The organism is Pseudomonas juntendi, from assembly GCF_021560075.1.
GTDB lineage: Bacteria > Pseudomonadota > Gammaproteobacteria > Pseudomonadales > Pseudomonadaceae > Aquipseudomonas > Aquipseudomonas juntendi.
On record NZ_CP091088.1, the window covers coordinates 1,728,579 to 1,754,064 of the forward strand.

The 25,486-nt window shown below is 63.6% G+C and carries 21 protein-coding genes and 1 pseudogene; 11 read left to right on the forward strand and 11 right to left on the reverse strand.

The genetic code is table 11. The annotated features are described in order from the left end of the window. Positions 1-31 precede the first annotated feature (31 nt). Genes L1P09_RS07930 through mfd form a run of 3 tightly spaced genes read right to left on the reverse strand, consistent with a single transcriptional unit; the run spans position 32 to position 7,385 of the window. Positions 32-3,349: a DEAD/DEAH box helicase gene (locus L1P09_RS07930; protein ID WP_235768714.1), complete on the reverse strand. Its 3,318-nt coding sequence runs from the start codon at positions 3,347-3,349 to the stop codon at positions 32-34. 4 nt (positions 3,350-3,353) lie between these two features. Further along, on the reverse strand, positions 3,354-3,926 hold the full coding sequence (locus L1P09_RS07935; RefSeq protein ID WP_235768715.1) for a CsiV family protein: 573 nt from the start codon (positions 3,924-3,926) through the stop codon (positions 3,354-3,356). Positions 3,927-3,935: 9 nt separating this feature from the next. Next, the gene (gene mfd, locus L1P09_RS07940) at positions 3,936-7,385 is read right to left on the reverse strand and encodes a transcription-repair coupling factor (RefSeq protein WP_235768716.1); all 3,450 of its coding nucleotides are present in this window, start codon (positions 7,383-7,385) and stop codon (positions 3,936-3,938) included. Positions 7,386-7,552: 167 nt separating this feature from the next. On the opposite strand from mfd, the gene L1P09_RS07945 reads away from it, so the two are divergent. The 3 genes and pseudogenes from L1P09_RS07945 (at position 7,553) to sthA (ending at position 10,904) form a co-directional block, all read left to right on the forward strand. Then, entirely contained in the window at positions 7,553-9,016 is a 1,464-nt protein-coding gene (locus L1P09_RS07945; RefSeq protein WP_009686289.1) for a glyceraldehyde-3-phosphate dehydrogenase, read from the forward strand. 76 nt (positions 9,017-9,092) lie between these two features. Further along, positions 9,093-9,306: pseudogene (locus tag L1P09_RS26205) on the forward strand (FAD:protein FMN transferase); the annotation flags it as partial. 203 nt (positions 9,307-9,509) lie between these two features. Beyond that, positions 9,510-10,904, forward strand: coding sequence for a Si-specific NAD(P)(+) transhydrogenase (gene sthA / locus L1P09_RS07950; RefSeq protein WP_173890493.1), 1,395 nt, complete (start codon positions 9,510-9,512; stop codon positions 10,902-10,904). Positions 10,905-10,946: 42 nt separating this feature from the next. Here sthA and L1P09_RS07955 read toward each other — a convergent pair whose 3' ends face one another. Beyond that, positions 10,947-11,669, reverse strand: coding sequence for a glycerophosphodiester phosphodiesterase (locus L1P09_RS07955; protein ID WP_009686291.1), 723 nt, complete (start codon positions 11,667-11,669; stop codon positions 10,947-10,949). 30 nt (positions 11,670-11,699) lie between these two features. Then, a complete protein-coding gene (locus L1P09_RS07960) occupies positions 11,700-12,284 on the reverse strand; it encodes a PilZ domain-containing protein (RefSeq protein WP_054904167.1) in 585 nt (194 codons plus the stop codon). A 93-nt stretch (positions 12,285-12,377) separates the two neighbouring features. Between L1P09_RS07960 and L1P09_RS07965 the strand changes: the two genes are divergently transcribed. From L1P09_RS07965 to L1P09_RS07975, 3 genes are all read left to right on the forward strand, one after another. Continuing rightward, positions 12,378-13,628 (forward strand): lipoprotein-releasing ABC transporter permease subunit, encoded by a 1,251-nt coding sequence (locus L1P09_RS07965; RefSeq protein WP_047149820.1) that lies wholly within the window; start codon positions 12,378-12,380, stop codon positions 13,626-13,628. Between the two features lie 7 nt (positions 13,629-13,635). Further along, the gene (lolD, locus tag L1P09_RS07970; protein WP_172828393.1) at positions 13,636-14,319 is read left to right on the forward strand and encodes a lipoprotein-releasing ABC transporter ATP-binding protein LolD; all 684 of its coding nucleotides are present in this window, start codon (positions 13,636-13,638) and stop codon (positions 14,317-14,319) included. A gap of 61 nt (positions 14,320-14,380) precedes the next feature. Next, a complete protein-coding gene (locus L1P09_RS07975) occupies positions 14,381-15,622 on the forward strand; it encodes a lipoprotein-releasing ABC transporter permease subunit (RefSeq protein ID WP_235768717.1) in 1,242 nt (413 codons plus the stop codon). Between the two features lie 44 nt (positions 15,623-15,666). Here the strand turns inward: L1P09_RS07975 and L1P09_RS07980 are convergent, their stop codons facing one another. Together L1P09_RS07980 and cinR are read right to left on the reverse strand one after the other, a co-directional pair. Beyond that, positions 15,667-17,019 carry a heavy metal sensor histidine kinase gene (locus L1P09_RS07980; RefSeq protein ID WP_054904169.1) on the reverse strand — a complete coding sequence of 451 codons (1,353 nt, stop codon included), beginning with the start codon at positions 17,017-17,019 and terminating at the stop codon, positions 15,667-15,669. Then, positions 17,016-17,696 carry a two-component system response regulator CinR gene (gene cinR, locus L1P09_RS07985; RefSeq protein WP_009686297.1) on the reverse strand — a complete coding sequence of 227 codons (681 nt, stop codon included), beginning with the start codon at positions 17,694-17,696 and terminating at the stop codon, positions 17,016-17,018. The genes L1P09_RS07980 and cinR overlap by 4 nt, the downstream gene beginning before the upstream one ends. A gap of 199 nt (positions 17,697-17,895) precedes the next feature. On the opposite strand from cinR, the gene L1P09_RS07990 reads away from it, so the two are divergent. Then, a complete protein-coding gene (locus tag L1P09_RS07990; RefSeq protein WP_009686298.1) occupies positions 17,896-18,441 on the forward strand; it encodes a cupredoxin domain-containing protein in 546 nt (181 codons plus the stop codon). Positions 18,442-18,509: 68 nt separating this feature from the next. Next, a complete protein-coding gene (gene queF / locus L1P09_RS07995) occupies positions 18,510-19,340 on the forward strand; it encodes an NADPH-dependent 7-cyano-7-deazaguanine reductase QueF (RefSeq protein WP_009686299.1) in 831 nt (276 codons plus the stop codon). Positions 19,341-19,383: 43 nt separating this feature from the next. On the opposite strand, the gene L1P09_RS08000 is transcribed toward queF, so the two are convergent. Together L1P09_RS08000 and L1P09_RS08005 are read right to left on the reverse strand one after the other, a co-directional pair. Further along, on the reverse strand, positions 19,384-19,647 hold the full coding sequence (locus tag L1P09_RS08000) for a DUF4404 family protein (RefSeq protein ID WP_009686300.1): 264 nt from the start codon (positions 19,645-19,647) through the stop codon (positions 19,384-19,386). A gap of 122 nt (positions 19,648-19,769) precedes the next feature. Further along, a complete protein-coding gene (locus L1P09_RS08005; RefSeq protein WP_054904170.1) occupies positions 19,770-20,333 on the reverse strand; it encodes a hypothetical protein in 564 nt (187 codons plus the stop codon). A gap of 199 nt (positions 20,334-20,532) precedes the next feature. Between L1P09_RS08005 and L1P09_RS08010 the strand changes: the two genes are divergently transcribed. Next, positions 20,533-21,240, forward strand: coding sequence for an MlaA family lipoprotein (locus L1P09_RS08010; RefSeq protein WP_235768718.1), 708 nt, complete (start codon positions 20,533-20,535; stop codon positions 21,238-21,240). A 60-nt stretch (positions 21,241-21,300) separates the two neighbouring features. On the opposite strand, the gene L1P09_RS08015 is transcribed toward L1P09_RS08010, so the two are convergent. Further along, entirely contained in the window at positions 21,301-21,600 is a 300-nt protein-coding gene (locus L1P09_RS08015) for a PilZ domain-containing protein (RefSeq protein ID WP_009686303.1), read from the reverse strand. 280 nt (positions 21,601-21,880) lie between these two features. On the opposite strand from L1P09_RS08015, the gene rssB reads away from it, so the two are divergent. Together rssB and rssC are read left to right on the forward strand one after the other, a co-directional pair. Further along, positions 21,881-23,062, forward strand: a complete 1,182-nt coding sequence (gene rssB / locus L1P09_RS08020) for a two-component system response regulator RssB (RefSeq protein WP_029885859.1) — start codon at positions 21,881-21,883, stop codon at positions 23,060-23,062. After that, positions 23,059-23,541 carry an anti-sigma factor antagonist RssC gene (gene rssC / locus L1P09_RS08025; RefSeq protein ID WP_009686305.1) on the forward strand — a complete coding sequence of 161 codons (483 nt, stop codon included), beginning with the start codon at positions 23,059-23,061 and terminating at the stop codon, positions 23,539-23,541. The genes rssB and rssC overlap by 4 nt, the downstream gene beginning before the upstream one ends. An 82-nt stretch (positions 23,542-23,623) precedes the next feature. On the opposite strand, the gene L1P09_RS08030 is transcribed toward rssC, so the two are convergent. After that, positions 23,624-25,474, reverse strand: coding sequence for an alkaline phosphatase D family protein (locus L1P09_RS08030; RefSeq protein WP_054904172.1), 1,851 nt, complete (start codon positions 25,472-25,474; stop codon positions 23,624-23,626). Positions 25,475-25,486 lie beyond the last annotated feature (12 nt).

A 25,486-nucleotide genomic window follows, 5' to 3' on the forward strand; every position in this document is an offset into this window, starting at 1 on the left:
CCAGCCAACCCTCACGGCCGACCCGAGGGCATCAGCGCCCACGCTTGCCTGGCAACGGTGCAAACAGGGCATCGATCTCTTCATCCCCCAGCCGCCACTGCCCAGCCTGGCCGCCATCGAGCAGGCTCGCCGCCAGCGCGGCCTTCTCCTGCTGCAGTGCCTGTATTTTCTCTTCCACCGTGCCGCGGGTAATCAGCTTGAACACGAACACCGGTTTGTCCTGGCCTATACGGTAGGCGCGGTCGGTGGCCTGGTTTTCGCTGGCCGGGTTCCACCAGGGGTCGAAGTGGATCACCGTGTCTGCCGCCGTCAGGTTCAGGCCCACGCCGCCGGCCTTCAGGCTGATCAGGAACACCTCGCTGTCACCCTGCTGGAACTGCTGCACCGGCGTACGCCGGTCGCGGGTATCGCCGGTGAGCAGGCTGTAGCGGATCTGGCGCTTTTGCAGTTCCTGCTCGATCAGTGCAAGCATCGACGTGAACTGCGAAAACAGCAGTACCCGGCGGCCTTCGCTGAGCAGCTCATCGAGCATTTGCAGCAGTGCCCCCAGCTTGCCCTTGTCGGCCTGGTTACCCTTGCTCTCCACGCCTTTTACCAGGCGCAGGTCGCAGCACACCTGGCGCAGCTTGAGCAGCGCGTCGAGGATCACGATCTGGCTGCGCGCGGCACCGTTGCGGGCAATTTCATCGCGGACTTTCTTGTCCATGGCCACGCGTACCGCTTCGTAGGTGTCGCGCTGGGCGTCGCTGAGCTCGACCCAGTGCACCATCTCGGTTTTGGCCGGCAGCTCGGTGGCCACCTGCTCCTTGGTGCGGCGCAACAGGAACGGCCGGACGCGGTTGGCCAGGTGGGCCATGCGCTCGCTGTCACCGTGGCGCTCGATCGGCGTGCGGTAGTCCTGGTTGAAGCGCTTCAGTTCACCCAGCCAGCCGGGCATCAGGAAGTGGAAGATCGACCACAGTTCGCCCAGGTTGTTTTCCATCGGCGTGCCGGTCAGGCACAGACGCTGGGTGGCCTGCAGTTCGCAGGCGGCCAGGGCCGCCTTGCTGGTACTGCTTTTGATGTTCTGTGCCTCGTCCAGCACCAGCACGTGCCACGCGTGCGCGCGCAGGTGCTGCAGGTCGCGCGGCAGCAGCGCATAGGTGGTGAGGACCAGGTCGTAGTCGCCCAGCTTGGCAAAATGCTTGCTGCGCCCTGGCCCGTGCAGGGGCAGTACACGCAGGTCGGGGGCGAAGCGTGCGGCTTCGTCCAGCCAGTTGGGTATCAGGCTGGTCGGCATCACGACCAGGGCTGGGCTGACGAGGCGCCCGCTTTCCTTTTCCAGCAGCAGGTGAGCCAAGGCTTGCAGGGTCTTGCCCAAGCCCATGTCGTCGCCCAGAATGCCGCCGGTACCCATTTCGCGCAGGGCCTGCAGCCAGTTCAGGCCTTGCTGCTGGTAGGCGCGCAAGCTGGCCCGCAGCGCGACTGGCGGTGCGACCTGCAGGTCACGCGCGTCACGCAGGCGGCGCCCCAGGTCGCGCACATGCTCGCCACCTTGCCAATGCAGCGGCATGCCTTCGATCTGGTTCAGGCGCGCGGCGTCGGCGCGGTCCAGGCGCAGGGCCGGGCCTACGCTGCCTTCGTGCAGGTACAGCTCGCCCAGGGTGCCCATCACTGCCTTGATACGGCCATAAGGCAGGGCGACGCGCAAGGGCGAGGCATCCAGGCGGCCGCGGTTCAGGTCGATCAGCAGGTGCTCGTCGTCACTGCGCCGGGCCAGTTCGCTGGGGCGTAACAGCTCTGGGCTGCTGCGCAGCAATTGCAGCACGATCGGCAACAGGCTGTGGCGCTGGCCATCGACCACGATGCCCAGTTCCAGGTCGAACCATTCATGGCCCGGCGCTTCGTCGATGGTCGCGTACCAGTCTTCCACCTCTTGCAGTTCGAAGGCGAAATCGCGGTGGGTATCGATGGCCCAGCCGGCTTCGCGCAGGCGTGGCAGGCCTTCGCGGGCAAAGTGCAGCCAGGCTTCGTCGTCGGGCAGTTGATACATTTCCCCGGCACTGTCGGGCAATGCCTTGCTCTGCCGGGTTGCAGGCCTGAAGCCGAAGTCCCGCAGCACCTTGCGCAGGGCTTGTTCAGCCTGGGGCTGGCGGCGGATGCGCTGGCTGGTGTTGCCTGCAAGGCGGGTCAGCGGCTTGTCGTCGCTACCGCTGGCTTGCAGGCCGTCATAGTCGAATGCCAATGCGGCGCGATGTTGCATCTGCCGTTGCATGCGCCCGGTTTTCGGCATGTAGGCGGTGTACTCGAGGCTGCCGAGGGCCATCAGGGCCTGTGGCTGTATGTCCTCGATCACTTGCTCTCGCACGGGGGCTGGGGTCGGCACCTTGTGGCTCAGGGCATTGAGCTTGTGGCTCAGGGGGACGACAAGGTGTTCCGGCACATCGGGGGCGATGGTCAGTTGCACGGCCACATGCGGGTCAAGGGTGTGTTCGACCTTGCCCACCTCTTGCGCCTGCACATCGAAGTAGTACAGCGGCAGCAGCGGGATGACGCAGCGCAGCGGTTCCTCACCGCTGTACCACAGCCCGCGGTAGTTGCCATTGTCCTGGCGTACCCAGCGGAACTCGGCTGGGCGCGTCGGGCCTTCGTGCAGCAGGGGCATGTTGACGTCGAACAGCATGCGCCCGGTTTCCAGTGCGCGCTGGAACAGTTCGCCGCCTTCCTGGCCTTTGAGTTGGTAGCCGCGGTCCTGGCCGGCCCCCTGGTTCAATGCCGCAAGCAGGCGCAGGATGCGCGTGTCCTGGTCGGTGACGAAGCGCGGCGGCTCGTAGAGAAAATCGTAAAGCGACTGCACCCGGCTGAAGCGGATGCCGTCCTCGCTGCGTGTGCCTTTGCGCACCAGCAGCGAGCAGCCGGCAGTATCGGTCAGTTGCAGCTGGTAGCAGACCATGCGCCCGCGTTTGTCATCGGCTGCGCCGGCATGGGCCGGCGGCTGCTCCAGGCCACTGAGCCAGTGCTGCAGTTCGGCCGACAGCGTACCCGGCGGGCTTTGCACAGGCTCGGTACTGATGGTGGGGCCGCTGAGGGTGAACAGTACCGCAGCGCAATGCTTGCAGTTTTGCCGTACCGGGCAGTCGCACTCACCCTCGACGTGGCAGCGGCCGCCTGCAATGTGCAGTTCGATGGTTTGTTGGTAGACATTGTCACCGCTGCCTTCGCACCGGGCGGTGATGATCTGGCGGTAGATACCGTCCAGTTCCACCCGGCCTTCGTCGGCATAGCGTTCTGCGCGCTGCAGGGTGGCCTTGCTGAACGACTGGGTCCAGTTCGGGTATTGGTTCACCAACTCGGCGGCATCTGGCTTCATGCGCTTACTGCTCCATCATCTCCGGTTCCATGGCCGGCATTTTCGGCGTGCCCGGTGGCGTGATCTTCAGCAGCACCGCCAGGTGCCCACCGTCGAGGAAGGTCAGCTGCCCACCTTTGACGTTACTGTTGCTTTGCTTGAACTGCTCGCTTTGCAGCACGCTGCCGTTGCCATCCAGCTGGTTGACCCAGAAGTTGGCATCCACCGCGATAAAGCGCCCTTGGGCAATGCTCAGGTTGCCTTCGATAGGGAAATGGCCGAATTGCTCGGCGCCTTCGCCCAGGGCGATACGGCTGGGTTGGTCACCCACCTGCTGCTGCCAGGCCTTGTGCATCAGCACGGTGTAGTCGGCGGTCGCCTCCAGGCGGGTGGCTTCGTCTTCCAGCGCCGGGCGTTGCTCGGCGTCTTTGTGCAGGCGCGCAGCACCGCCGCTCCAGTCTTCCGGTGCGAACGGGCTGGTAAAGGCGGGCACGCTGTTCTGCCGCACCAGAATCATTTCTACCTGATACAGGCCTTCGGCGAAGGCGGCTGGCGCGAACAGCGCCAGCAGCAGGGTCAGGCAACGGATGGCACGCATGAATCTTCCTTAGGCAGGCTGTGGGGTCAGGCGCTCGAACAGCGCCTCCAAGGTGTTGAAGCGTTCGTCCGGGCGCTCCATTGGCACCAGGAAGCGGAACTGGGTCGCGCCTTCGAACTTGTAGCGTTTGGGCTGGCCCTGAATCAATTTGATCAAGGTCAGTGGGTCTACCGGGGTTTCGGCCTCGAACTCGAGCTTGCCGCCATTGGGGCCGGCATCGACTTTCTTGATGCCGAGCTTTTCCGCCTGCAGCTTGAGCGACGTCAGGCGCATGAGATTCTTGGTGGGTTCCGGTAGCAGGCCGAAGCGGTCGATCATTTCGACCTGCAGGTCCTTGAGGCCCTCTTCGTCGGCCGCCGAGGCAATGCGCTTGTACAGGATCAGCCTGGCATGCACATCGGGCAGGTAGTCTTCGGGGATCAGCGCCGGCAGGCGCAGGTTGATCTCCGGGCCGCCGCCCAGTGGCTGTTCCAGGTTGGGCTGGGTGCCCTTGCGAATGGCCTTGACTGCGCGCTCGAGCATTTCCATGTACAGGGTGAAGCCAACGGCCTGGATCTGCCCACTCTGGCCTTCGCCCAGCAGCTCGCCGGCACCGCGGATTTCCAGGTCGTTGGTCGCCAGCACGAACCCGGCGCCAAGGTCCTGGGTGTTGGCGATCGCTTCCAGGCGCTTTTCGGCGTCGGCGCTGACCTTCTGCCGGGTGGGCGTGAGCAGGTAGGCGTAAGCCTGGTGGTGGCTGCGGCCAACCCGGCCGCGCAGCTGGTGCAGCTGGGCCAGGCCGAACTTGTCGGCGCGTTCGATGACGATGGTGTTGGCGCTGGGCACGTCGATACCGGTTTCGATGATGGTCGAAGCCACCAGCACATTGAAGCGCTTGTGGTAGAAATCGCTCATCACCTGTTCCAGTTCACGCTCGCGCATTTGCCCATGGCCGATGCCGATGCGTGCCTCGGGTACCAGTTCGGCGAGGTCGGCTGCGCATTTCTCGATGGTTTTCACATCGTTGTGCAGGTAGTACACCTGGCCGCCGCGCAGCAGTTCGCGCAGCAGCGCCTCTTTGACGGTGCTCTTGTTCTGCTCCATGACGAAGGTGCGCACTGACAGGCGGCGCGCCGGCGGCGTGGCGATGATGGACAGGTCGCGCATGCCCGCCACCGCCATGTTGAGCGTGCGCGGGATGGGGGTGGCGGTGAGGGTGAGGATGTCGACTTCGCTGCGCAGGGCCTTGAGCTGCTCCTTCTGGCGTACGCCAAAACGGTGCTCTTCGTCGATGATTGCCAGGCCCAGGTCCTTGAAGCGTACGTCGTCCTGCAGCAGCTTGTGGGTGCCGATCAGGATGTCGATCTTGCCCTCGGCCAGGTCTGCGGCGGCGGCGGCGACTTCCTTGGCGGACTTGAAACGGCTCATCACTTCCACGGTCACCGGCCAGTCGGCGAAGCGGTCGCGGAAGCTGTTGTAGTGCTGTTGGGCGAGCAGGGTGGTCGGCACCAATACCGCCACCTGGCGGCCGCTGTGCACGGCAATGAACGCCGCGCGCATAGCCACTTCGGTCTTGCCGAAGCCCACATCGCCACAGACCAGGCGGTCCATCGGCTTGGGCGCAAGCATGTCGGCGCGCACGGCTTCGATGGCGGCCTGCTGGTCGGGGGTTTCCTCGAACGGGAAGCCGGCGCTGAACGTGGCGTAGTCGGCGGACGGGTCGGCGAAGGCGTAGCCTTTGCGCGCGGCACGCCGGGCGTAGATGTCGAGCAGTTCGGCGGCCACGTCGCGGACTTGTTCGGCAGCCTTGCGCTTGGCCTTTTGCCAGGCTTCCGAACCCAGCCGGTGCAGCGGTGCCAGGGCGTCGTCGCTGCCGGTGTAGCGGGCGATCAGGTGCAGGTTGGCGACCGGCACATAAAGCTTGGCGTTTTCGGCATATTCCAGGGTCAGGAATTCTGCAGCCTGGCCGTCGATTTCCAGCGTGGCCAGGCCCAGGTAGCGGCCTACGCCGTGGTCAATGTGCACCACCGGTGCGCCTTCGCGCAGTTCGGTAAGGTTCTTGATTACCGCGTCATTGGCGGTTTCGCCACGTTTGTCACGGCGCCGGCGCTGCATGACGCGCTGGCCGAACAACGGGCTTTCGGCGACCAGGGCAATGGCCGGGTCGTCCAGCAGCAGGCCTTCGTCCAGTGGGGCGATGGCGATGGCCAGGCGCTCGGCACCGGTGATGAAATCGTGCCAGCCATCAACGGTGTGCGGGCGCAGCTTCAGCCGTTCGAGCAGCTCCAGCAATACCTCGCGTCGGCCCGCCGATTCAGCGGTGAACAGCACGCGGCCGGGGAACTGGTCGAGGAAGCTGGCCAGCTCGGCCAGTGGCTGGTTGGCCTTGGCCTCGATCGCCAGGTTGGGCAGGGCGCGCGCCGGGAAGCGCTCGCGCCCTGCGCCGGCTTCCAGGTCGTCGCTGCTGACAACCACCCGCGGCCACTGCTTGAGCCGGGCGAAGCAGTCTTCGACCGGCAGGAACAGCTCGGCCGGTGGCAGCAGTGGCCGGCTGAGATCGCCACGGCGGTCTTCATAACGCCCGCGCACGTCGTTCCAGAAGTGTTCGGCGGCCTGTTCCACCCCCGGCAGCGAAAACACCTGGGTGTCCGCCGGCAGGTAGTCGAACAGGGTGGAGGTTTCTTCGAAGAACAAGGGCAGGTAGTACTCGATACCGGCGGGGATGATACCGCTGGCCAGGTCCTGGAAGATCGCGCTGCGGCGGAAGTCGACGTCGAAGCGTTCGCGAAAGCGTGCCTTGAAGCGGGTCACTTCGTCCTTTTGCATGGGGAATTCGCGCGCAGGCAGCAGGCGCACGGAATCCACCTTGTCTATCGAGCGCTGGGTCTCGGGGTCGAAGGTGCGCAGGGTCTCGATCTCGTCATCGAACAGGTCGATGCGGTAGGGCAGCTTGCTGCCCATGGGGAACAGGTCGATCAGTGCACCGCGCACGGCGAACTCGCCATGCTCATAGACCGTGTCGACGCAGCGGTAGCCGGTGGCTTCCAGCCGCGTGCGCATCTGCTCCACGTCGAGGGTCTGGCCCACGTCCAGCACCAGGCTGCTGCCCAGCAGAAAACGCGTGGGTGCCAGGCGGTGCAGGGCGGTGGTCACCGGCACCACGAGGATGCCGTGGCTCAGCTCAGGCAAGCGGTAAAGGCTGGCGATGCGCTGGGAGATGATGTCCTGGTGCGGCGAGAACAGGTCGTAGGGCAGGGTTTCCCAATCGGGAAACGGCAGCACCGGCAGGTCGGGTGCGAAGAAACGCAGCTCCTGTTCCAGGCGGTCGGCGGCCTGGCTGTCGGCCGTCAATAACAGGGTGAAGCGGCCAGCGCTGCTGGCGGCCTCGGCGATGGCAAGGCTGAGGGCGGCACCGGGCAGGTTGCCCCAGGTTTGTTTGCCGGCCGTGGCCGACATTTGCGGTAGGCGCAGAACTGACACGGGAGATTGCACTCCAAGCGTTGCGGCAAAGAGACCGATTGTACCGGTGACGGTGCCGGCTGTCAGGCTCCAAAGGGCATGAATGCTGGCTTGGCTCACTGCGACAGGCGCTCATTGCCGGTTCTGTGTTGGGGCGTCATAATGTAGCCCCTTTTTTCTGTCCCTACATGTGGAAGGTTCCCGTGACTCAGAAGCCCGACCAGTGTCTTGGTGAGTGGATCGATCGTGAAGCGCTGGCTGAAGCGATGATCCCGCTTATCGGTCAGCTCTACCGCAACAACAATGTGGTGAGCTCGATTTATGGCCGCAGCCTGATCAACCGTTCGGTTATCTCGATCCTCAAGGCGCACCGCTTTGCGCGTCATCGCCAAACCGACGAAACCGAACTGTCCGTCCACGAGACATTCCCCCTGCTCAAAGCCATGAGCGAGCTGAAACTGGGCGCCGCTTCGGTCGACCTGGGCAAGCTGGCCAACAAGTTCAAGCAGGAAGGCAATGGCCGCACTGCCGAGCAGTTCGTCCGTGAAGAGCTGGCCGACGTGGTTGGCCAGCAGAACGCTTCGGCACGCAAAGGCACTGACGTGGTGCTGTACGGCTTCGGCCGCATCGGCCGCCTGCTGGCGCGCATCCTGATCGAGAAGACCGGTGGCGGCGACGGCCTGCGCCTGCGCGCCATCGTTGTGCGCAAGGGCGCCGAAAACGACCTGGTCAAGCGTGCCAGCCTGCTGCGCCGTGACTCGGTGCATGGCCCGTTCGATGGCACCATCACCATTGATGAAGCCAACAACACCATCACTGCCAACGGCAACCTGATCCAGGTTATCTACGCCAAGAACCCAAGCGAAGTCGACTATACCCAGTACGGTATCGAAAACGCGCTGATCGTCGACAACACCGGTGTATGGCGTGATGCCGACGGCCTGGGCCAGCACCTGGCCTGCCCGGGCGCTGCCCGCGTGATCCTCACCGCACCTGGCAAGGGCGCGCTGAAGAACATCGTGCATGGCATCAACCACGGCGATATCACGGCCGATGACAAGATCATCTCGGCAGCTTCCTGCACCACCAACGCCATCGTGCCGGTGCTCAAGGCCATCAACGACCAGTACGGCATCGTCAACGGCCACGTCGAAACCGTTCACTCGTTCACCAACGACCAGAACCTGATCGACAACTTCCACAAGGGCAGCCGCCGTGGCCGCGCCGCGCCGCTGAACATGGTCATCACCGAAACCGGTGCCGCCACCGCTGCTGCCAAGGCACTGCCAGTGCTCAAGGGCAAGCTGACCGGCAACGCCATCCGCGTACCTACGCCGAACGTTTCGATGGCCATCCTCAACCTGAACCTGGAAAAGGCAACTACTCGCGACGAAATCAACGAGTACCTGCGCCAGACCGCAATGCACTCGGAGCTGCACAAGCAGATCGACTACGTTGCCTCGCAGGAAGTGGTTTCGACCGACTTCGTTGGCTCGCGCCATGCCGGTGTGGTGGACGCTGAAGCGACCATCGCCAATGACAACCGTGTTGTTCTGTACGTGTGGTACGACAACGAATTCGGTTACAGCTGCCAGGTGGTTCGCGTGATGGAAGACATGGCCGGTGTGAACCCGCCTGCATTCCCACGCTGATTCGCGGGTAAGGCAATGAAGAAACGGGAACCTTCGGGTTCCCGTTTTTTTTGCCTGCTTTTCATGTTGCTGCGGCCTTTGCAGGTGCGTACGCCCGGTAAATCACTTGGGCTCGGATGACGAGCGGCACTATTTCGAGGACAATGGCCGGCGCTATTGGCACCCCCTTTCGATGCCCGTGTCCGGCGCCCGGTGCGCATGACCGTGCCGCCGTTCGGGTGACTCGGGCCGGGGGTGGCTGCGTCTTCCTAGCTACGCCCGCGTTTGCGCAGGCGGTGAAAGGCGAATGAAAGCGCAAGCAGGGATGATTGCCGCCAGGGATCGGTAAAGCATATGTAGTGCGGGCGAAATTGGCCTACGACGCGACCAAGGGTTAATGTGCGCGGCGTTCACGCTTGATTAGACTGCACCCGAATTTTCTCATGGCGCCCCGGCGGCATGATCGCGTCCCGCGAGCGACCGTGGCTTGCGGGCCAGTTCTGAAGGAGTACGCATGGCTGTCTACAACTACGACGTAGTGGTGCTGGGTTCCGGCCCGGCCGGTGAAGGCGCGGCAATGAATGCCGCCAAAGCAGGGCGCAAGGTTGCGATGGTCGATGACCGTCGCCAGGTCGGTGGTAACTGCACCCACCTGGGCACCATCCCGTCCAAGGCACTGCGTCACTCGGTGCGGCAGATCATGCAGTTCAACACCAACCCCATGTTCCGTGCCATTGGCGAGCCGCGTTGGTTTTCGTTCCCGGACGTGCTGAAAAGCGCCGAGAAGGTCATCGCCAAGCAGGTGGCTTCGCGCACGGGCTACTACGCCCGCAACCGGGTTGACGTGTTCGTCGGTACCGGCAGTTTTGCCGACGAGCAGACCGTGGAAGTGGTGTGCTCGAACGGCGTGGTGGAAAAGCTCAATGCCAAGCACATCATCATCGCGACCGGTTCACGCCCCTACCGCCCGGCCGACATCGACTTCCACCACCCGCGCGTCTACGACAGCGATACCATCCTCAGCCTCAGCCACACCCCGCGCAAGCTGATCGTTTACGGCGCCGGCGTTATCGGTTGTGAATATGCTTCGATCTTCAGTGGCCTGGGTGTGCTGGTAGAGCTGGTGGACAACCGCGGCCAGTTGCTGAGCTTCCTCGACTCGGAAATTTCCCAGGCGCTGAGCTATCACTTCAGCAACAACAACATCACCGTGCGCCACAACGAAGATTATGAGCGCGTCGAAGGCCTGGACAACGGTGTGATCCTGCACCTGAAGTCGGGCAAGAAGATCAAGGCCGACGCCTTGCTGTGGTGCAACGGCCGTACCGGCAACACCGACAAGCTGGGCCTGGAGAACATTGGCATCAAGGTCAACAGCCGGGGCCAGATCGAGGTCGACGAGGCCTACCGTACCACTGTGCCGAACATCTACGGCGCCGGTGACGTGATCGGCTGGCCAAGCCTGGCCAGTGCCGCCCATGACCAGGGCCGCTCGGCCGCTGGCAGCATCGTGGACAACGGCAGCTGGCGTTTCGTCAATGACGTGCCGACCGGCATCTATACCATTCCGGAAATCAGCTCGATCGGCAAGAACGAGCAGGAGCTGACCCAGGCCAAGGTGCCGTACGAAGTGGGCAAGGCGTTCTTCAAGAGCATGGCGCGGGCGCAGATTGCCGGCGAGCCGCAAGGCATGCTGAAGATCCTGTTCCACCGCGAAACCCTGGAAATCCTGGGTGTTCACTGCTTCGGCTACCAGGCCTCGGAGATTGTCCACATCGGCCAGGCGATCATGAACCAGCCAGGTGAGCAGAACAACCTGAAGTATTTCGTCAACACCACGTTCAACTACCCGACCATGGCCGAAGCCTACCGGGTAGCTGCCTACGACGGCCTGAACCGGCTTTTTTGAGCGGCTCCGACCGGTGGCCTGAGCCGGTCGGAGAGACCGATTTCAACCCTGCCCGAGGGTGGTCTTGGCCAAACCGGGAAAGTCTGTAATCAGGCTGTCCACGCCAAAGTCAGCCAGCCGGCGCATCAGTGCCGGCTCGTTGACCGTCCACACCGACACGTGCAAACCCTGGGCCTGTGCTTTGAGCAGGCGTTCGGGGGTGCATAGCGTCCAGTTCAGGGCCAGCAAGTCGCAGCCGTAGTTCTGGGCGACCTTCAACGGGTCGAGCCAGGCGTACTCCGCCACCAGCCCACGCTTCACGTCTGGCACCAGCTCCTGGGCTGCACCCAGTACTTCGCGCGAGCTGGAGGTGATGGTGACCTTGTCCAGCAAGTTGTACTGCTGGGCCAGCTCGCGGATGGCCAGAACGGTGGTGGCAGCGCGCGTGCGCGAGGCGCTTTTCACCTCCAGTTGCCAGTGCTCGAACGGGCATTTCTGGAACAGCTCTTCCAGCGTGGGAATCGGGCAGGGCTGCACGTGGCCTGGCCCGCCCTTGCGGGCATCGACCTTGACCAGGTCGGCGGCCGGGTGTTCGACCACCTTGCCGCGCCGGCCGGTGGTGCGCTTGAGGGTGGCGTCGTGGATCACCATCAGCTGGTTGTCGGCTGACAGGTGCAGGTCCAGTTCGCAGCGGGTCACGCCGTGTGCCAGGCACTGCTGGAAGCTGGTCAGGGTATTTTCGGGTGCTTCGCCCTTGGCGCCGCGATGGCCGTAGATCAGGGTCACGTTCGTTCCTTCAGATCAGAGAAAACAGGTTCAGGATGCAGGGCTGTTCTGTTCCAGTTGCTGGCGCCGTTGCTGCTGCTGGCGCTGCAGGATGTAACGGGCCAGCAGTTGCCGTTGGGCGTCGGTCATGTCGATGAACTCGGTGCCGACGTCGTAACCGCCCCCCGTGCGCTGGTCGCAGTGGGTGACTTTACCGCGCAGCAGCAGGCCGTGGGCACGTGGCATCAGCACCATTTTCACCTTGACCCGGGTGCCGGGGGCAAGCGGGTTGCGCTGGGTGAATTCGATACCGCCTTCGGAAATGATCACTGGCTGGGGTTGCCCGACTTCGCCGAGCAGGGTCTGGGCAACCACTGCGCTGAGCAGGTCGAGGCGTTTGTTCTGCGCACGCAGGAAGGCGGCCAGGGTGCGGTCCTTGTCGCTCAGCTGGCGCAGCAGGTGCTGCGCCTCGAAGTCCGACAGGTGCAGCTCGCTGAGCAGGTTGAACAGTGGGGAATCATCTTGCAATACATCTGGGTCAAGGGCTTCGGCCGCGCTGAGGGGGCTTATTTGAAGTGCGATCCGATCGTCGATGCGGTAGTATTCGCGGCGATCTTCTTCGTCTAATGTCGTCATGGCGAACCCAAGGTAGCGGCGGTGGTCCGAGTGTAAAGCCGCCGTAGGCGCCTCGCCACAAGGACGTTCCCTTTCATCCGAACAAGCCCCGACATGTTCAGACCTCTTTTCGCATTTATCGGTACGCGTTATACCCGTGCCAAACGTCGCAATCACTTCGTCTCGTTCATTTCCCTGACCTCGATGATCGGCCTCGCCCTGGGCGTGGTGGTGATGATCGTGGTGCTGTCGGTGATGAACGGTTTCGACCACGAGATGCGTACCCGCGTGCTGGGCATGATCCCGCATGCCACGCTGGAGAGCGGCCAACCCATTGCCGATTGGCAGGCCCTTGCCCAACAAGTAAAGCAGAATCCGCAGGTGGTGGCGGTTGCGCCGTTCACCCAGATGCAAGGCCTGCTGACCCATGATGGCAAGGTGCAGAAAGTGCTGCTCAATGGCATCGACCCGGCCCGCGAGCGCGAGGTGTCGATCATCGACAACTTTGTCTTGCAGGGGCGCCTGGACCAGTTGGCGCCGGGTGAGTGGGGGATCATGATCGGTGACAAGGCGGCGGCCAAGCTGGGTGTGGCCATCGGCGACAAGCTCACCTTCGTCGCCCCCGAGGTCAGCGTGACCCCGGCCGGCATGTTCCCGCGCATGAAGCGCTTCACTGTGGTCGGCACCTTCCACGTTGGCGCGGGCGAGATCGACGGCTACCTGGGCTTGACCAACATCAGCGACCTGTCGCGCCTGCACCGCTGGAAGCCCGACCAGGTACAGGGCCTGCGCCTGAAATTCGACGACCTGTTCCAGGCGCCGCGGGTGGCCTGGAGCATCGCCCAGCAGTTGGGTGACCAGGCGTTCTACAGCCGCGACTGGACCCGTACCCACGGCAACCTGTACCAGGCGATCCGCATGGAAAAAGCCATGATCGGCCTGCTGTTGCTGCTGATCGTGGCGGTGGCCGCGTTCAACATCATTTCCACGCTGGTGATGGTGGTCAACGACAAGCGTGGCGACATCGCCATCCTGCGCACCCTCGGCGCGACGCCCGGGCAAATCATGCTCATCTTCATGGTCCAGGGCACGGTGATCGGGGTGATCGGTACCCTGATCGGCGCCGTGGTCGGCATTCTTGCCGCACTGAATGTCAGTGCCGCCATCGCCGGCATCGAGAAACTGATCGGGCACAAGTTCCTCAATGCCGACGTGTATTTCATCGATTACCTGCCGTCGCAGATCCAGGCCCAGGACGTGTACATGGTCTGTGGCGCGGCGCTGGTCCTGAGTTTCTTCGCCACCTTGTACCCGGCCTGGCGTGCGGCCCGCACCCAGCCTGCCGAGGCGCTACGTTATGAGTGAGTCGCGCATGAGTGATAAAGCCGTTCTGAGTTGCCGCAACCTGGGCAAGTCCTACGACGAGGGCCCGGAGTCGGTGCAGGTGCTGTCCGGCCTCAACCTGGAGCTGCACGCCGGTGAGCGCATTGCCATTGTCGGCAGCTCGGGCTCTGGCAAGAGCACCTTGCTGAACCTGTTGGGCGGCCTTGACCGGCCCACCCAGGGCAGCGTCTGGCTGGCGGGCGAAGAGCTGTCGGCGCTGGGTGAGCGTGCCCGCGGCCTGCTGCGCAATCGTGAATTGGGCTTCGTCTACCAGTTTCACCACTTGCTGCCGGAATTCACCGCCATCGAAAACGTGTGCATGCCATTGCTGATCGGCCGCACGCCCATCCCCGAGGCCCGCGAGCGGGCCGAAGCACTGCTCAAGCGCGTAGGCCTGGGCCACCGCCTCAACCACAAGCCGGCCGAGCTGTCGGGTGGCGAGCGCCAGCGTGTGGCCATTGCCCGGGCCCTGGTCAACCGCCCTGGCCTGGTCATGCTCGACGAGCCTACCGGCAACCTCGACCACCATACAGCCCAGGGTATTCAGGAGTTGATGCAGGAGCTGTCCAGTGCTTCGCGCACAGCGTTCCTGGTGGTAACGCACGACCTCAGCCTGGCGCGCCAGATGGACCGTGTATTGAAGCTCGACGACGGCCACCTGGTGGCAATCTGAGCGACTGTACGGGGCAACAGGCGTTGCCCCGTTTTCCTGTTTTCATTGGGTGATTTTGTACATGTTCAGACCCTTGCCCATTTTCATCGGCGCGCGCTACACCCGAGCCAAGCGCCGCAACCACTTCATCTCGTTCATCTCGATGACCTCGATGGTCGGCCTGTCGCTGGGCGTGCTGGCGATGATCGTGGTGCTGTCGGTGATGAACGGCTTCCAGCGCGAAATGAGCTCGCGCATCCTGGGCCTGGTGCCGCATGCCGCCATCCTCGGGGTGCAGCCACTGGACGACTGGCACAAGGTTGCCGATGCGGCGCTGCAGAACCCGGCAGTGATGGCCGCCGCGCCCATTACCGAAATGGAAGGCATGCTCTCGTACAAGGGCGCGATGCAGCCGATTCAGGTGAGCGGTATCGACCCGATCGAGGAGAGCAAGGTCTCCATCGTCGGCCAGCACATCGTCCAGGGCCGCTTGCAGGACCTGCAGCCCGGTGAGTTCGGCGTGGTCATCGGTGAGCTCACAGCCCGCCGTTTCCGCCTGAATACCGGCGACAAGCTGACCTTGATCGTGCCAGAAATCAGCAAGGAGCCGGGCGGTATCACCCCGCGCATGCAGCGCCTGACCGTGGTCGGCATCTTCAAGGTCGGCGCCGAACTGGATGGCTCGCAGGCCTATATCCATATGGCCGATGCTGGCCAGATGCAGCGCTGGGCGCCGGGCCAGGTGCAAGGCGTGCGCCTGAAGCTGCACGACCTGTACGCCGCGCCGCAGGTGTCCAAGGCCATCGCCGCCGGGCTGGGCGATGCCTACCGTGCCGATGACTGGTCGCACACCCAGGGCAGCCTGTTCAGTGCGATGAAGATGGAAAAGACCATGATCGGCCTGTTGCTGATGATGATCATTGCAGTGGCGGCGTTCAACATCATCGCCACCCTGGTGATGGTGGTGAACGACAAAGGCCCGGACATCGCCATTTTGCGCACCCTGGGCGCCACGCCAGCGCAGATCATGGGTACGTTCATGGTCCAGGGCAGCCTGATCGGTATTGTCGGCACCCTGATTGGCGGGGTGCTGGGCGTGATTGCCGCGCTGAACGTCAGCCAGATCGTCGGCTGGCTGGAGCGGGTGAGCGGGCAGCACATCTTCACCTCGGATGTGTACTTCGTCAGCAGTTTGCCGTCGCAACTGGAGGGGAGCGATGTGCTGATGATCTGCACCGCCGGCCTGGTGATGAGCTTCCTGGCAACCATCTACCCGGCTTACCGGGCTTCGCAGGTGCAGCCGGCCATTGGCCTGGCGGTTTGAGCCACAGCTGAAGGCTTGCGCAGCGGGCTGCAAGGCAGCCTATTTCACCGGCCTTCAGTGAATTCGATCACGAAGCGCGTCCACCCCTGCGCGCACTCCGCGCGAATGCAGCCGCCATGGGCCTGCACGATCGACCGGGTAATCGCCAGCCCCAGGCCGGCATGCTCGCTACTGCCTTCACGCCGTGCCGGGTCTACCCGGTAGAAGCGGTCGAACAGCCGTGGCAGGGCCGCGGGCTCGATGGCCGCGCCGGTATTGGCCACGCTGATGCTGGGCCCCGCTGCCAGGGCCACCCGTATCTGCCCGCCTGCCGGGGTAAAGCGCAGGGCGTTATCCAGCAGGTTGGACAGGGCCCGGCGCAGCATGTGCCGGTCGCCGTGCAGCATGGCCTCACCTTCGCGCAGCATCTGCACGTCGCCGTCTTCGGCCAGCGGTGCGTAGTATTCCAGCAGCGCATCCACTTCCTCATGCAGTGCCAGTGGCGCTTGCCCAGGCACCAGCAGCCCATGGTCGGCCTTGGCGAGGAACAGCATGTCATTGATCATCTGTGCCATCCATTGCAGCTCCTCCAGGTTGCCATGCAGGGCCTCGCGGTATTCTTCCAGGCTGCGCGGGCGGGTGAGGGTGACCTGGGTGTGGGTCAGCAGGTTGGACAGCGGTGTGCGAAGCTCGTGGGCGATGTCGGCGGAGAACGCCGACAGGCGCTGAAACGCATCGTCCAGGCGCTGCAGCATGGCGTTCATGGTGCTGGCCAGCTCGGCCAGTTCTACGGGCATCTGGGCCACTGGCAGGCGGGTGGTGAGCGAGCGAGCCGACACCCCAGCGGCCACCTGGCCCATTTGCCGCAAAGGCCGCAGACCGCTGCGGGCCGCCCAGGCGCCCAGCAGCGCGGTGGCCAGCGCCGACAGGCCGACGGTCAGCCAGATCAGGCGCTGCATGCCTTGCAGGAAATGCTGGTGGTGCGTGATATCAAGGTACAACGCCAGTTGTGGCGATGCGTTGCTGCCCGGCGCCAAGGGCGCGGTCAGGCTGCGGTAGTCCGCCCCTTGGGCATGCTGGGTGCCCAGCCCGGTCGGCAGCACTGCCGGCGGCAGGCCGCTGCTGCTGGCGAACCAGGGCGTGCCGTCGGCGCCGCTGATGCGCAAGGCCAGGTCGGCTTGATGGCTCAGCGCTTCGCGCAGGGCGGGCAGGCGCGCCTTCAGCGCTTCGGCGGTAGTGATGCCGTCCAGTTGCGTGCGCAGCAGCGACAGCCGTGAGGCGAGTAGTTGTTGATCCAGTTCGATGAAGTGCTGCTCACTGGCCCGGTTGAACAACAGGCCGGCGCCCAGCGAAACAGCGGCGGTGCACGCGGCGAACAGCAGCGCCAGGCGGCTACCGAGGGATACCCGGCGCATCACGCTGGCCGCTCTTCGAGTACATAGCCCATGCCGCGCACGGTGTGGATCAACTTGTTGGGGTGCGGGTCGTCGATTTTCAGGCGCAGGCGGCGGATTGCCACTTCGATCACATTGGTGTCGCTGTCGAAGTTCATGTCCCACACCTGTGAGGCAATCAGCGACTTGGGCAGCACCTCGCCCTGCCGGCGCAGCAACAGTTCCAACAGGGAAAATTCCTTGGCGGTCAGGTCGATACGGCTGCCTGCGCGTTCGGCGCGGCGGCGGATCAGGTCCAGGCGCAGGTCGGCCAGGCTCAGGGTGGTGTCCTGGCTCGGGCTGGCGCCACGGCGCAGCAGGCTGCGCACCCGCGCCAGCAGTTCGGAAAAGGCGAACGGTTTGACCAGGTAATCGTCTGCGCCCAGCTCCAGGCCATGTACCCGGTCCTCGACGGCATCGCGCGCGGTCAGGAACAGCACAGGCGTATCCCGACCGGCCTGGCGCACGGCCTGCAGGATCTGCCAACCGTCGCGACCGGGTAGCATCACATCCAGGATCAGCAGGTCGTGGTCGCCGCTCAGGGCCAGGAACTGGCCGGTCTCCCCATCGCTGGCCAGTTCGGTGGCGAAGCCGGCCTCGTTCAGGCCCTGGCGCAAGTACTGGCCGGTACGGGCCTGGTCTTCGACGATCAGCAGTTTCATAGAGGCACCAAGGTTTCAGCTGGCTTGCGGTGGTGGTGGAGACGGCGCGCCCCGTGCGTAAGCCGCTGGGGCGGCTGAAATGATACGTGACGGTGTGTCTGCATGCCCAACCTGACAAAGTTGTAATCTTGCTGTCAGCCAGTTGCCAGTCACCGGTGACTAATGTGGCTGCACCCTGTCGTGTATTCCCGGAGTCATCATGAAACGCCTGTTCCTCGCCGCCACCCTTGCCATGGCCAGCCTGCCGGCCCTAGCCGGCCAGGCCGGCACCTTTGCCTTCGGCGAGCCAGCCCCGGCGGCCAAGGCCACCCGCACTGTAGAGGTGGTACTCAAGGACATCGCCTTCGAGCCCAAGCGCCTGCAGGTAAAAGCTGGCGAAACCGTACGTTTCGTGCTCGTGAATGAAGGCAAGCTGCCACACGAATTCAACCTGGGCGACAAGGCCATGCACGCCGAACACCAGAAGGAAATGCTTGCCATGCAAGGCAAGCTGTTCAATGAGGGCATGAACCACCAGGGCATGGACCATGGTCAGGCGATGGACCCTGGGCAAATGATGGGCCATGAACAGATGAACGATCACGGCGGTGGGCACGCGCACGGCGGCGGCAACACGGTGCTGGTGATGCCTGGCCAGCGCGCCGAACTGACCTGGACCTTCCGCAAGTCGGCGCCTATCGAGTTCGCCTGTAATGTGCCGGGGCACTACCAGGCCGGTATGGTCGGGGCTCTGACCATCGAGTGACGGGGCCTGCAAGGCGGGGTGCAAAACCGGTAGACTAGGGGCAATTCCGAACCTCCAGGTCAGTTTACATGCATCCCGCTGCCGAACACTCCCCGCTGGGCAAAGCCAGCGAATACGTCGCTACCTACTCCCCGGAGCAACTGTTCCCGATCCCGCGTACGGCCAAGTGGGCCGAGCTGGGTGTTACCGCTCAGACCTTGCCGTGGCACGGTGTGGATTACTGGAACTGCTTTGAGCTGAGCTGGCTGCTGCCTTCTGGCAAGCCCGTGGTGGCGATTGGTGAGTTCGCCATTCCGGCCGATTCGCCCAACATCATCGAGTCCAAGTCGTTCAAGCTGTACCTCAACTCGCTGAACCAGACAGTCTTCGCCACCCTCGACGAGCTGCAGGCATGCTTGGCGAAGGACCTGTCGGCAGCAGCGGGCAAGCCGGTTGGGGTGAAGGTGCGCACGTTGGCAGAGGTCGAGGCCCAGGGGGTGGTGGCGTTGCCCGGCCTGTGCATCGATGCGTTGGACGTTGCCATCAGCAACTACGCACAGCCGCAGCCAGAGCTGTTGCGCTGCAGCCCTGAGCGGGTGGTCGAAGAAACCGTACACAGCCACCTGCTCAAGTCCAACTGCCCGGTTACCGGGCAGCCGGACTGGGGCAGCGTGGTCGTCGAGTACAAGGGCAGGGCGCTGGACCACGCCAGCTTGCTGACCTACCTGATCAGCTTCCGCCAGCATGCCGACTTCCACGAGCAGTGTGTGGAGCGCATCTACCTGGACTTGAAGCACTTGCTGCAGCCGGAGCACCTGACCGTGTATGCACGGTATGTGCGCCGCGGGGGGCTGGATATCAACCCGTACCGCAGCACCGGTGCTATCAGCCCGGATAACCAGCGGCTGGTTCGCCAGTAAGGGCTGGGAACGCAGAAGGGGTGCAATGCACCCCTTCGTGGTGTCAGATCCCCATGCTGTGCAACGAGTTGGCAATGCTGCGCAGGGTGGCGGTAAGGTCGGGGTGTTCGGCCTCGAAGCGCTCGATCGCCAGGTTCACGCCGTCCACCAGGTTGTTGTCCGGGGTGGCTTCCTCCAGTTTCAGCTGTGCCTCGATCTGGCGCGCTTCTTCGTGCAGTGCGGCCAGCTCTTCTTCCGAAAGCGGTACGTTACGGTCCAGTTGCTCGCGCAAGGTGTTCAGGCGCTCTTGCAATTCGCGGGCAGGCATTGGCTTTTCTCCATCAATGGCTTGGCTAGCCATGGACCTCAGCGAAGCGGCAAAGGTTCTGGCCTGCTTTCAGCGTAATCCACCTGCCGGCGCTTTGCATGATCCGCGTCAACATGGCTGTATCAGGGTTTTTCACCTTTGGCACGGCGCCGGGCGATGTCCTGCAGGCAGGTATCCAGCGCTTCCAGGTGGTCGATCACCGAATGCACTCCCAGGCTGAACAACGCCAGGGTCGCCTTGCCGCGCGCCAGGTCCTGCTCCGCAGGGGGCAGCGCTTGCCATTGGGCGGAACCGGGTTCGCACAGTGGGCTGCAGGCAGCCAGGCCGATCGTCCACAGCCCGGCGTTGAGCCCCGCCTGCAGCAACCGCGGGTCGCCGCTGACCAGTACACAGCCTGCCAGGCGCTGGCTGCCCAGCTGCATCAGTGCTTGCCAGCAGGCATTGGGTGCTGGCAAGCCCGGGTCGATCACCGTAAGCCCCGGTAGCCAGTCAGGCAGCACCTGGGCCATGCGCTGGCTCGGCGGGTCGGCACGCTCATCCAGCCAGATACAGGGGACGTGGCGCTGATGCAGGTTGGCGAGGATGGCCAGCGCGCCGGGGGCCGGTGCGGGTGCGCCGTTGGCACTCTGTACCAGGCAACCGCGCAGGCCGAACAGCACAGCGGTGAGGGCGGGTGTAGCGTGCATGGCGGCGTCCCCAAATACGCCGCAGGCTATTGGCTGATTGTTACCGCCCTGTGACAGCGGGGGCTGGTGCAACAGTTGTTCACAAAATATTGAGCAAAAATGTGTAAAGCTGTCTAACAGCCCGTAAGCCTCTATACTGCCGCCTTAACGCCACGCGACCCGTGCGCTGGCGGTCGAGAAACCCGATGGAGAGACATCTATGCGTAGGATCGGTGCCAGTGTGATCGATCGAGTCACCCAGGCCTGTGTCTGTGCCGGCATGCTGCTGGCGCCCGTGGCCGCCACCCAGGCGGCCACCGAGGAAGATCCCTGGGAGGCGGTCAACCGCCCGATCTTCCGTTTCAACGATACGGTCGACACCTATGCCCTCAAGCCATTGGCCAAGGGCTATGAGGCCGTTACCCCGCAGTTTCTCGAAGACGGTATCCACAACATCTTCCGTAACCTGGGCGATGTGACCAACCTGGCCAACAACATCCTCCAGCTCAAGCCCCACGCAGCCGGCGTGGACACTGCGCGGCTGATCGTCAACACCACCTTTGGCCTGGGTGGGTTTATCGATGTGGGCACCAAGATGGGCCTGCAGCGCAGCGACGAAGACTTCGGCCAAACCCTGGGCTACTGGGGCGTGCCGAGTGGCCCGTACGTGGTCATCCCGCTGCTGGGCCCGAGCACCGTGCGTGATGGCGTGGCCAGGTACCCGGACACCTATACCAAGCCTTACCGTTACATAGACCACGTGCCGACCCGTAACTCGATCTTCGCCCTGGACGTGATCGACACCCGCGCCAGCCTGTTGTCGGCCGAGAAGCTGATCCAAGGCGACAAGTACATCTTCATTCGTAATGCCTACTTGCAGAACCGCGAGTTCAAGGTCAAGGATGGCGAAGTCGAAGACGACTTCTGACCGTTCATGCTGTGCACGGGCGCCCGGGCTACGCCGCCCCTGCCGGCTTCGGGCGCCGCTTCAATGCATTGCCAGTATCCTCAAGCCGAACTTCTGCTGCCCGCCTGGCTGGTCGGCGATCCACACCACCTCGGTGCTGGCGTGCAGCCCCTTCAAGGCCGGGTGGTCGGAGTCGATCCGCACTTCGAGCTGCTGACCTACCTGAAAATGCTCTGGCGCCTGCACCTGCATGCCGCCGCTGGACAGGTCCAGGCAGCGCGCGGCGATGACCTGGCCTTCGTGCAACAAGCTGACTTCGGCGTCGATGCGCATGCGGATGAAATCGCGTTTCTCGCTGTGGCTGGAGGGCGTGTGGGGCATGCTGCATCCTTCCCATCGGGTTGCGCTGGTCGACTTTCTTATAACTCCCGGCGATTTGCCCTGTAAAGAGCGATGAGGTCGACCCACGCATGCTTGAAACCCCTGGCGGATGGGAGTACCGTCTGCGCCTTACAAGGTTGCTCTCACAGTTGCCGACAGTTGCCGGGCAGGTGTTCTTGTCCTACAACTCAAGTAGAGTATGACCACAAAGAATTCCCGTAGCTGGCCGTCTGCCTTGCCGACACCGCTGCACCAACCTAAATCGGCGCCGTTCGCCCACATGCAGAATACCAGTGCAACGCTGCTGATCATCGATGACGACGACGTGGTCCGTGCGAGCCTCGCCGCGTATCTTGAAGACAGTGGTTTCAGCGTGCTCCAGGCCGGTAATGGCCAGCAGGGGCTTCAGGTCTTCGAAGAGCACCAGCCCGACCTCGTGATCTGCGACCTGCGCATGCCGCAGATGGGCGGGCTCGAACTGATCCGTCAGGTCAGCGAGCGTGCGCCGCAGGTGCCGGTGATCGTGGTGTCCGGTGCCGGCGTCATGAGTGATGCGGTGGAAGCACTGCGCCTGGGGGCTGCCGACTATCTGATCAAGCCGCTGGAAGACCTGGCCGTACTGGAACACTCGGTGCGCCGCGCCCTCGACCGCTCGCGCCTGGTGCTGGAAAACCAGCGCTACCGCGACAAGCTCGAAGCCGCCAACCGCGAGCTGGAGGCCAGCCTGCACCTGCTGCAGGAAGACCAGACCGCCGGCCGCCAGGTACAGATGAACATGCTGCCGGAAAGCCCATGGGCTGCCGGCGAGTTCGCCTTCGAGCACCAGATCATCCCGTCGCTGTACCTGTCGGGTGATTTCGTCGACTACTTCCGCGTCGATGACCGGCGTATCGCCTTCTACCTTGCCGATGTTTCCGGGCATGGCGCGTCGTCGGCCTTTGTCACCGTGCTGTTGAAATTCATGACCACACGCCTCATGTTCGAACTCAAACGCAACAAGATGCGTGAGTTCAAGCCCTCGGAAGTGCTCAGCCACATCAACCGCGGCCTGATCAACAGCAAGCTGGGCAAGCACGTGACCATGGTAGGTGGCGTGATAGACGAGGATTCGGGACTGCTGACCTACGCCGTTGGCGGCCACTTGCCGCTGCCGGTGCTGTACACCCCAGGCAACGCTCGCTACCTGGAAGGCCGTGGCCTGCCGGTGGGGCTGTTTGACGAGGCCACTTACCAGGACTTGGTCGTGGAGCTGCCGCCACAATTCAGCATCAGCCTCATGTCCGATGGCATTCTGGACCTTTTGCCGGGTGATACGCTCAAAGATAAAGAAGCCGCCTTGCCGGAGATCGTCAAGGCAGCAGGTGGTAGCCTGGATGGGCTGCGTCAACGTTTTGGATTGGCTACGCTTGGGGAGATGCCGGATGATATCGCCCTATTGGTGTTAAGCAGGAACCTTCAATGAGTACCGGTAGAATCCAGTTCGCCGAGCAGAGCGGTACCTTTGTACTGAAATTTGTCGGTGAAGTGCGCCTGACCTTGTGTTCGGCGCTGGATGCAACGATCGAGAAGATTTTCACGGCGCTGAACTTCTCGGCCATTGTCATCGACCTGACCGAAACCGAGAGCATCGACAGCACCACCTTGGGCCTGCTGGCCAAGCTGTCGATCCTGTCGCGCCAGAAGGTAGGCCTGCTGCCGACGGTGGTGACCACCAATCCGGACATCTCCCGGCTGCTGCAATCGATGGGCTTCGATCAGGTGTTCAATATCGTCGATCGGCCAATTCCCTGCCCCGAGTGCCTGACCGACCTGCCGTCGCAGGACCAGAACGAAGACGTGGTGCGTTCCAAGGTGCTGGAGGCGCACAAGATCCTCATGGGCCTGAATGACTCCAACCGCGAAGCGTTCCATGACCTGGTGAATGCGCTGGAGCGCAGCTAGGCACTGTGCCTTGAGGGGCGTGCGCGGTCGTCGCCGCGCCACTTCGCTAGAGCCTGGCCCACGCGCTGGCCACGCTGCCTGGCTACGGGCCCCCGATAAACTCGGTTGCCTGCGCGCCACCCGCATCCAGCTGATACACGCGTACCGGCCGCCCCTGCCGATCAAAAAACACCTGCCCCAGCCCTGCGCCGTTCCACAGCCGTTCCCCGGCCTTGCTGTGGCTGGGCGTGCGTGGCACGACCTCCATTTCCCGGCGTTTGGTGAACCAGTTAAGCGGCGAGCGCGGCGAGTACAGCCAGCGGTTGAGGCGGTCCAGCACGTCCAGCAGGCGCCGGGGGAACTCGTTCTTGATGCCGCTGCTGGTCACTTGCCACAAGTGCGGGCTGCGTTGGCGGTGGCGAATCAGCACTTCGTAGACGAACGAATAGTGCACATCGCCCGACAGCACCACGTAGTGCCCGGGTGTGCGCGAGTGGCGGAATATGTTGAGGATGACCTGCGCCGCCCCGCGGTGGGCCATCCAGTTTTCGGCGTCGACCAGCAAGGGGTAGCCCAGCCAGCTGAAGACCTTCTGCACCGTCTCGATCAGTTTCACGCCGAAAATCGGCGCCGGTGAAACGATGACTGCCGATGGGTGATCGAGCAGCGCCTGCTGCAGTTCACTCAACGCTTCCCAGTCCAGCAGGCCGGATGGCCTGGCCAGGTTGCTTTCGCTACGCCAGCGGCGGGTACGGGTGTCCAGCACCAGCAAGGGCGGCTCGGTAGGCAGGCTGAACTGCCAGCCCTGAAAGCGCAGCAGCTCACCGATCACTGCGTCCTGGTTGTCGCCGGTCAGTGCCTGGCACTGGCCGAGCAGCGGCTTGCAGGTGTCCGGGGCATTGCCCCAGGCCTGGCACAACAGGTAGCCGAGCAGGGCATTGCCGATGATCCGCCGTGAAAACGGGTGGCCGTAGGCGGTCTGCTCCCATTGTGCCGACAGGTTCCAGTCGTCGGTGATGTCGTGGTCGTCGAAGATCATCAGGCAGGGCAGGTGGGCCATGGCCCGGGCCACTTGGCCGAGGTTTTCGGCAAACCCGCGTACCAACGGCAACTCGTGCTGGTAACGGGCCTGGTGTTGGTCGCTGAGCCCTGCTGGCATGGCCAGGTCGACCAGCTGCCATGGCACGGGGGACCACACCAGCAGGTACATGGCCATGACTTCGGCGAAGGTCACCAGGTGGTTGTCAGCGTTGCTGGAAGAGAAGATCGGTTTGCGCTTGCCACCGAAAAACCGCTCGCGCAGGGTTTCGTTGAGCTTCTGTGCCGGCAGCAGGTCTGCGCGGTGATAGTAACTGGCCGGGTGCTGGTACAGCGCCTGGCTGTCGGTGACCACCGCACCTTCAAGTTGCTCGTCGAACAGGCCCAGGCGCGCGATCAGGCTGTGGATGGCACGCAGCATCGGCCCGGCCACGTCGTCGGCATACACCTGGTCGCCGGTCATCAGCAGCACGGCGGGGCGGTCTTGCGGGGTTGTGCAAGCCTGCAGCAGGCGGTCTGCGCACAGCAGGCCGTCGGCCGCAGGGTGGTGCGGTTTGCGGCAGGAGCCATGCAGCAGGTGGTCGAGGCGCTCGCGCAACACCAGGTTGGGGCGCTGGTTGCCGGGGTAGACCAGGTGAGGTGCCCAATCGGCGATGCCCTTGCCATTGATCAGCAGGTCATAGTCCAGCAACTGGTTGCAGGGCAGCGCATCGCTGAAATGGATATCCAGCAGGTGAATGAAGGCGTGCTTGCCTACGGCTATCACCTGGCAGTCTACCTGGGCGTCGCTGGCGGGGCAGACGAATTGCGCGTGCAGCGGTTCGGTGGCGACCAGCCAGATAGCCAGGCGCTGGGGTTCCAGGCGCCGCAGGACCGGGCCGGCGAGTACGAGGGGCAACAGTGTAGGGGCGGTCATCAACAGCTCGGG